We start from the raw sequence: 8,139 nt of genomic DNA, 5'->3' as shown, positions 1-8,139 counted from the left end.
GCGGAATGTTGGCGTCGATGGTTTTCGAGGTGAACGGCTGCAGGATGCCCATTTGCTCGGCCTGCCAGAGGTTGCCGACGTCGACGGTTCGCACATCCGTACCCTGCTGCTGACCTTCTTCTTCCGTCAGTTGCCGGAGCTGATCGAGCGCGGTTACATCTACATCGCTCAGCCGCCGCTGTACAAGGTCAAGAAAGGCAAGCAAGAGCAATACATCAAAGACGACGACGCCATGGAAGAGTACATGACGCAGTCGGCCCTGGAAGATGCGAGCCTGCACCTGAACGAAGAAGCCCCGGGCATCTCCGGTGAAGCGCTGGAACGTCTGGTGAATGACTTCCGCATGGTGATGAAGACCCTCAAGCGTCTGTCGCGCCTGTACCCACAGGAACTGACCGAGCACTTCATCTACTTGCCGGCTGTCAGCCTGGAAATGCTTGGCGACCACGCCAGGATGCAGGACTGGCTGGCCCAGTACGAAGTCCGTCTGCGCACCGTCGAGAAGTCGGGTCTGGTCTACAAGGCCAGCCTGCGTGAAGACCGTGAACGTGGCGTGTGGCTGCCCGAGGTCGAACTGATCTCCCACGGCCTGTCGAACTACGTCACCTTCAACCGCGACTTCTTCGGCAGCAACGACTACAAAACCGTCGTCACCCTCGGCGCTCAACTGAGCACTCTGCTCGACGAAGGCGCGTACATCCAGCGTGGCGAGCGCAAGAAGGCGGTCACCGAGTTCAAGGAAGCACTGGACTGGCTGATGGCGGAAAGCACCAAGCGCCACACCATTCAGCGATACAAAGGTCTGGGCGAAATGAACCCGGATCAGCTGTGGGAAACCACCATGGACCCAAGCGTGCGCCGTATGCTGAAAGTCACCATCGAAGACGCCATTGGCGCAGACCAGATCTTCAACACCCTGATGGGTGATGCGGTCGAACCTCGCCGTGACTTCATCGAGAGCAATGCGTTGGCGGTTTCGAACCTGGATTTCTGATCCCGGTTTGCGTCAAACAAAAAGGCCAACGCATTGCGTTGGCCTTTTTATTGGCAGATCAAAATGCGTTACTCAGACGCCGCAGATACACTCTCCAACCGATACCCATACCCATAAATCGTCAGCAACTGCCACCCTCGATCTGCCGTCAGCCCGAGCTTGTTGCGCAGCCGATAGATATGCGTATCCAATGGCCGCGACGACGCGATCTCCTCATGCGGCCAAAACCGCTCATACAGATAATCCCGCGACAACGGCCGGCCCAGATTGCTGAACAGGCATCGGGCCAGGCGATACTCGCGCTCGGTCATGACTATCGGTTTGCCCTCGCGGGTGACGGTCAGTTCGGCGTCATCGAAGGTCAGGTCATTGAAGGTCAGCATTTCCGTCGCGGCCGCACGTTGCTGGCTGTGCCGACGCAGCACGGCGGTAACCCGCGCCTTCAGCTCATTCGGTCGGAACGGTTTGCTCACATAATCATCGGCGCCCGCATTCAACGCCTGGACGATGTCGCTCTCGCCGTCGCGACTGGTGAGCATGATTGCCGCCGGTGGGGCTTCCATATGTTCGCGAGTCCAACGTAGCAGCGCCAGGCCGGTGAGGTCTGGGAGTTGCCAGTCGAGGATCAGCAGGTCGAAGGTTTCCCGGCGTAGCTGTCGCAGCAGGTCTTCACCGCGTTCGAAGCTGTGCAGTGACCACGGCTGTTCACCAGCATCGGCCATTTGCTGCAGGGTTTGCTCGACCCGGCGCAGTTCGGCGGGTTCGTCGTCCAGTATCGCAACGCGCATTCGCGGTGGTTCCTTGTTGCTGGGGCAGTTGGTGGACAACGATAGTCGCACGGCCTTCGCTGTGAAAGTAGGCGGCCCGCCGTTGGTCGACGTCCGCTATGATTCTCCGGGTCTACGTCTCAGACCTGTGGCCCATGAAACCATTCACCCTGCCCTGCCGTTTTTCCACATGAACAATAATCGTCGGCGCGAAAGCCGTGAACCCAGCCAGGTGCAGCGACTGTTTAGACAGTTGGTGCGCGAGTGGTTGTGGATAAGTCTGGTGCTGTTGCCGCTGACGGCATTGTTGTCCTATCGCGCGCAGATCAACCTGCACGATGCGACTCCCGCTATGGGCGCACTGTTGTCGGTTGTGCTGGTGGCCTGCATTCTCGGGCTGCTGCTCTGGCGTCCGCGTTGGGCGCTCTGGATAACGTTGGTCGGCATGGCGTGCGCACTGCTGACGAGTGCAGGATTGGCTGAGATACGCCGCTGGTGGTCGCCTACCCCGGCAGTGCTGGGGATGTTGTTCGGTTATTTGATCTGGAACTGGCGGCGCCTGAGCGTGGTGCTGACCTATTTCGGTTGGGAACTGGCGCGGCTCGACAGCGAACCGAAGGTATTCCCCGAACGTCGACGCTCGCAGTTTACCGGGGCTGACCGCCTGCAGGGCCAGATCATGGCGCTTGAGCAGGCCATGAGCCGTACCCGCGATACGCGGCGTTTTATCGCCGATGGCCTGGAATACCTGCCCGTGGCCACACTGATAAGTGATCCCAAAGGGCAGATCCTTCTGGGTAACCGCAAGGCTCGCGCATTATTCGATGATCCCTTGGTGGGCGACGATGTCCTTGGCCAACTTGCCCGTTTGGGCTATCCGGAATTATCAACAGCACAGCGCCCGCTATTATCCGCCCTTCCTCTTTTGGAGTTTCGCGATCATAAGGAACGCAGTCTGCGTCTGGAACGTGCTGCCCTGCTGCCGGTGGACGGTGACACGCCGATTGGTTGGCTGCTGAGCCTCACGGATCTGAGCGCTGAACGTGCGGCCGAGGAACAACGCAGCGTATTGCTGCGCTTTCTGTCCCACGACTTGCGCGCCCCGCACTCGGCGATCCTCGCTTTACTCGATGTTCACCGTCATCAGGCCGGGGCTGATGCGCCTTTGTTCAATCAGATTGAACGTCAGGTGCGCCGCGCGCTGGATCTGACCGACGGTTTTGTGCTGCTGGCGCGTGCAGAATCAGAGTCTTACCACTTTCAGCCGACGCTATTTGCGATGCTGGTACTCGACGTGATGGATCAGGCGTTGCCCATTGCCCAGCAAAAACGCATCGAACTGCTGAATGACATGGATGAGCAATCCCAGGAACACTTGATCAATGCTGACCAAGGCTTGCTGACACGCGCCCTGTTCAATTTGCTGGAGAACGCGATCAAGTACAGCCCGGCCGACACAACGATCACGCTGAACGTACGTTGCGACGAGGAATGGCTGCGCTGTGAACTGACTGACCAGGGCAAAGGCATCGCCGCCGAAGAATTACCCGACCTTTTCACCCAGTATCGGCGCTTTTCCTCCGCCCAAGGCATCGATGGCGTAGGTCTGGGCCTGTCGATGGTTAAAGCAGTGATTGATCACCATGGCGGTGTAATTGAATGCCGGAGCGTGGTCGATCAGGGCACCACGTTTGTGCTCGAATTACCGTTGATCGCCGAGTAAACGGGCACAAAAAAACCGGCTATATCAGCCGGTTTTTTTACTTCCGAAAAAAACTTATGCACCTTTTACGGCGTTTTATGAGCTTGAGAAATATATAGGTAAATCAATCACTTAATTTCAATATTCAAGCGTTTTCATCAAAACCGTACACAGGTTATCCACAAATTCTCAGACAACCACCTGATCACTTGCGGCAGGTGCCTGCGGGGCCGGCGGCAGCGAACCCATTTCGCGCTGAGTCTTTTCGTTCCAGGCTTGCACCCGGTCGTTCAACTCGGCAATGGCGCGCGGTCCTGTGCCTTCGGCGTACATCGGTTCGCCGATGACCACAGTGATCACGCCAGACTTCTTGCCCCAACCGATTTTCGGCCAGAACTTGCCGGCATTGTGTGCAATCGGCAGCACTGGAAGCGCCGCATTCACCGCCAACGCACTGCCACTGCGAGAGAACTTGCCGACAGTGCCAAACGGCACACGTGTGCCTTCCGGGAAGATCAGCACCCAAACGTTATCTTTGAGCAGTTCATCACCCTTGGCCGCGACTTGTTTCAGCGCCGCTTTCGGGTTGTCGCGATCAATCGCGATCGGCCGCAGCATGGCCATGGCCCAGCCGAAGAACGGCACATACAGCAGTTCGCGCTTGAGCACTTGGCTCAACGGCGAGAAATAAGCGGAGAGAAAAAACGTCTCCCAGGTGCTCTGGTGGTTCGATTGAATCACGCAGGGCCGGTCAGGCACGTTTTCCGCGCCTTTGACTTCGTAACGGATACCGAGGAACACCTTGGTCAACCACAAGGCGCAACGGCACCAGTACACGTTGATAAAACGATAACGCGCCTTGAACGGCAAAAACGGCGCGATAAAAAAACTCAAGCTGCACCACAGCAGGGAGGTGGTGCCCAGCAGCAGGTAAAAGAGAAAAATCCTGATGGCCCGCAGTATCGACATAGTGACGTTTACCGTTACGGGGCAATGCCCGACTGTTCAAGCGCACTCCCGATCAATCCCTGGTCAGGAACTTCAGAAGTACTCTAGTTGTGGATAAGTTCTGCGGCAATCGCCGCCAGATCGTCAAAAATCAGAGTGCCAACCGGCAGGGTTTTGCCCTGAGTCTTTGCGCCTTTTCCGGTCTTTACCAAAACTGGCTGTGAATCGACGGCTTTGGCGGCCTCCAGGTCACCAAGGCTGTCGCCGACGAACCAGACATTCGCAAGCGTGACGTTGTAATGCGCCGCGATGGTTTTCAACATCCCCGGTTTCGGCTTGCGACAATCGCAGCCTTCGTCCGGCCCATGCGGGCAATACACGATCAGCCCGACTTCACCGCCCTGCTCCGCCACCAGCTCGCGCAGGCGCGCGTGCATGGCATCCAGGGTGGCGAGGTCGTAATAGCCGCGAGCAATGCCCGACTGGTTGGTGGCCACCGCCACCGTCCAGCCGGCCTTGCTCAACTGCGCAATCGCTTCGATCGAGCCGGGCAACGGAATCCACTCCGCCACCGACTTGATGTAAGCGTCGGAGTCGTGATTGATCACTCCGTCCCGATCGAGAATCAGCAGTTTCAACAGCAATCCCTCAACCCAGCAGCGAAATGTCGGCAACACCGAGGAACAGACCACGCAGACGCGCGAGCAGCGCGTAACGGTTGGCCCGCACATTGGCGTCGTCGGCATTGACCATCACCGCGTCGAAGAACGCATCCACCGGCTCACGCAATGCCGCCAGGCGTGCCAGCGATTCGTTGTACTGACGCGCCGCGGCCATTGGCTGCACCGCTTGATCCGCTTGCTGGATCGCCGAGTACAGCGAGAACTCGTTGGCGTTGTCGAAGTACTTGGCTTGCACCTCGGTCGGTACCGCGCCTTCGAGTTTGCTCAACAGGTTCGACACACGCTTGTTCACCGCCGCCAGCGCTGCCGCTTCCGGCAGTTTGCGGAAGGCTTGCACCGCTTGCACACGCTGATCGAAATCCAGCGCCGAACCTGGCTTCAGGGCACGTACCGACAGGTAAGTGGCCACTTCGACGCCTTCGTCTTCGTAACGCGCACGCAGACGGTCGAAGATGAATTCCAGCACGGACTCGTTGAGGCCGGCAGCCTTGACCTTGGCACCGAACGCATTCACCGCGAATGCGACGGCGTCGTTCAGGTCGAGATCAAGTTTCTTCTCGATGAGGATACGCAGCACGCCGAGTGCCGCACGGCGCAGGGCATACGGGTCTTTGCTGCCGGTTGGCAGCATGCCGATACCGAAGATACCGACCAAGGTGTCGAGCTTGTCAGCGATCGCGACGGCCGCGCCGGTCAGGGTCGCCGGCAGTTCTGCACCGGCACCGCGTGGCATGTACTGCTCGTTCAGCGCCAGCGCGACGTCTTCCGGCTCGCCGTCATTGATGGCGTAGTAGTAGCCGGCGACACCTTGCATCTCCGGGAACTCGCCGACCATTTCGGTGGCCAGGTCGCACTTCGACAGCAGGCCAGCGCGAGCGGCCCACGAGGCGTTGCCGCCAATGCGTGCGGCGATGTACGCAGCCAGCTTGGAAACGCGCTCGGCCTTGTCGTAGACGCTGCCGAGTTTTTCCTGGAACACCACGTTCTTCAGGCGATCATTGAAGGCTTCGAGTTTCTGCTTCTTGTCTTGCTTGAAGAAGAACTCGGCGTCGGTCAGGCGTGGGCGAACCACTTTCTCGTTACCGGCGATGATCTGTTGCGGGTCTTTGCTTTCGATGTTGGCCACAGTAATGAAACGTGGCAGCAACTTGCCGTCGGCATCCAGCAGGCAGAAGTACTTCTGGTTGTCCTGCATGGTGGTGATCAGCGCTTCCTGCGGCACGTCGAGGAAGCGTTCCTCGAACGAGCACACCAGCGGCACCGGCCATTCAACCAGCGCGGTCACTTCGTCGAGCAATGCCGGCGGAACGATTGCCGTGCCTTCCTGACGGGTGGCCAGTTCTTCGGTGCGCTTGCTGATGATCTCGCGACGTTCGTTGGCGTCGGCCAGCACGTAAGCGCCACGCAGGTCGGCGAGGTAGCTCGACGGCGAACCGATGCGCACGCTTTGCGGGTGATGGAAGCGGTGACCACGGGAATCACGGCCAGCCTTTTGCGCGAGGATGGTGCAGTCGATGACCTGGTCACCGAGCAGCATCACCAGCCATTGGGTCGGACGCACGAACTCTTCCTTGCGCGCACCCCAACGCATGCGTTTCGGGATTGGCAGGTCGTTCAGCGAATCTTCGACGATGGTCGGCAGCAGGCTCGCAGTCGGTTTGCCGGCGATGCTTTGGCTGTAACGCAGTTTCGGGCCGCTCTGATCGATTTCGCTCAGATCAACGCCGCACTTCTTGGCGAAACCCAGCGCTGCTTGCGTTGGATTGCCTTCAGCGTCGAACGCCGCCTGACGTGGCGGGCCATCGAGGTTGATGCTGCGATCCGGCTGCTGGGTGGCCAGCGCGGTGATCAGCACAGCCAGACGACGCGGCGCGGCGTAGACGGTTTTGGTCTCGTAGCTCAGGCCAGCGGCTTGCAGGCCCTTGTCGATACCGGCGAGGAACGCCTCAGCCAAGGTGTTCAGGGCTTTCGGTGGCAGTTCTTCGGTGCCCAGTTCAACCAGAAAATCTTGCGCACTCATTGTGCAGCCTCCAGCTTGGCCAGTACTTCGTCACGCAGGTCCGGGGTCGCCATCGGGAAGCCCAGCTTGGCGCGTGCCAGCAGGTAGGCTTGCGCAACGGAACGCGCCAGGGTGCGTACGCGCAGAATGTATTGCTGACGTGCGGTCACCGAGATCGCCCGGCGCGCATCCAGCAGGTTGAAGGTGTGCGACGCCTTCAGGACCATTTCGTAGCTCGGCAACGGCAGCGGCTGATCAAGCTCGATCAGACGCTTGGCTTCGCCTTCATAGAAGTCGAACAGTTCGAACAGCTTGTCGACGTTGGCGTGTTCGAAGTTGTAAGTGGACTGCTCCACCTCGTTCTGGTGGAACACGTCGCCGTAGGTGACTTTGCCCATCGGGCCGTCAGCCCAGACCAGGTCGTAGACCGAATCCACGCCTTGCAGGTACATGGCCAGACGCTCGAGACCGTAAGTGATCTCGCCGGTCACCGGGTAGCACTCGATGCCGCCCGCCTGCTGGAAGTAAGTGAACTGAGTCACTTCCATGCCGTTCAGCCAGACTTCCCAGCCCAGACCCCAGGCGCCGAGGGTCGGCGATTCCCAGTTGTCTTCGACGAAGCGAATGTCGTGAACCAACGGGTCCAGGCCGACATGCTTGAGCGAGCCCAGGTACAGTTCCTGGAAGTTGTCCGGGTTCGGCTTCAGAACCACTTGGAACTGGTAGTAGTGCTGCAGACGGTTCGGGTTTTCGCCGTAACGGCCGTCAGTCGGACGGCGGCTTGGCTGCACGTAAGCGGCGTTCCAGGTTTCCGGGCCGATGGCACGGAGGAAGGTCGCGGTGTGGAAAGTGCCGGCGCCTACTTCCATATCGTAGGGCTGAAGTACCACGCAACCTTGCTCGGCCCAGTATTGCTGGAGCGCGAGGATCAAGTCTTGGAAGGTACGCACGGCTGGCGTAGGCTGGCTCACGAAATTCACCTGTTTCTTGGGCTGCGATTTAAAGAGCGGGAGTATACCCGATTCATTGCTGCGCACGCCCCCTGG

6 protein-coding genes and 1 pseudogene are annotated in these 8,139 nt (G+C 59.2%); 2 read left to right on the top strand and 5 right to left on the bottom strand.

The window, feature by feature from the left end:
* Nucleotides 1-994: pseudogene (gyrB, locus tag ACIF4X_RS22790) on the top strand (DNA gyrase subunit B); the annotation flags it as partial.
* A 68-nt stretch (nt 995-1,062) separates the two neighbouring features.
* On the opposite strand, the gene ACIF4X_RS22785 reads toward gyrB, so the two are convergent.
* Entirely contained in the window at nt 1,063-1,782 is a 720-nt protein-coding gene (locus ACIF4X_RS22785; RefSeq protein WP_397483825.1) for a response regulator transcription factor, read from the bottom strand.
* 169 nt (nt 1,783-1,951) lie between these two features.
* Here ACIF4X_RS22785 and ACIF4X_RS22780 point away from each other — a divergent pair, with 169 nt between their 5' ends.
* On the top strand, nt 1,952-3,484 hold the full coding sequence (locus ACIF4X_RS22780) for an ATP-binding protein (RefSeq protein WP_397483824.1): 1,533 nt from the start codon (nt 1,952-1,954) through the stop codon (nt 3,482-3,484).
* Nucleotides 3,485-3,652: 168 nt separating this feature from the next.
* On the opposite strand, the gene ACIF4X_RS22775 is transcribed toward ACIF4X_RS22780, so the two are convergent.
* From ACIF4X_RS22775 to glyQ, 4 genes are all read right to left on the bottom strand, one after another.
* Nucleotides 3,653-4,432 carry a lysophospholipid acyltransferase family protein gene (locus tag ACIF4X_RS22775; protein ID WP_397483823.1) on the bottom strand — a complete coding sequence of 260 codons (780 nt, stop codon included), beginning with the start codon at nt 4,430-4,432 and terminating at the stop codon, nt 3,653-3,655.
* An 83-nt stretch (nt 4,433-4,515) separates the two neighbouring features.
* Nucleotides 4,516-5,055, bottom strand: coding sequence for a D-glycero-beta-D-manno-heptose 1,7-bisphosphate 7-phosphatase (gene gmhB / locus ACIF4X_RS22770; RefSeq protein WP_397483822.1), 540 nt, complete (start codon nt 5,053-5,055; stop codon nt 4,516-4,518).
* A gap of 4 nt (nt 5,056-5,059) precedes the next feature.
* Nucleotides 5,060-7,114, bottom strand: coding sequence for a glycine--tRNA ligase subunit beta (gene glyS / locus ACIF4X_RS22765; RefSeq protein ID WP_397483821.1), 2,055 nt, complete (start codon nt 7,112-7,114; stop codon nt 5,060-5,062).
* Complete coding sequence (gene glyQ / locus ACIF4X_RS22760) at nt 7,111-8,064, bottom strand: glycine--tRNA ligase subunit alpha (RefSeq protein WP_034152298.1); 954 nt, start codon at nt 8,062-8,064, stop codon at nt 7,111-7,113. The genes glyS and glyQ overlap by 4 nt, the downstream gene beginning before the upstream one ends.
* Nucleotides 8,065-8,139 lie beyond the last annotated feature (75 nt).

The organism is Pseudomonas sp. NPDC085632 (genome assembly GCF_044541255.1).
Taxonomy (GTDB): domain Bacteria; phylum Pseudomonadota; class Gammaproteobacteria; order Pseudomonadales; family Pseudomonadaceae; genus Aquipseudomonas.
This window is presented reverse-complemented; position numbering and strand designations above follow the sequence as displayed.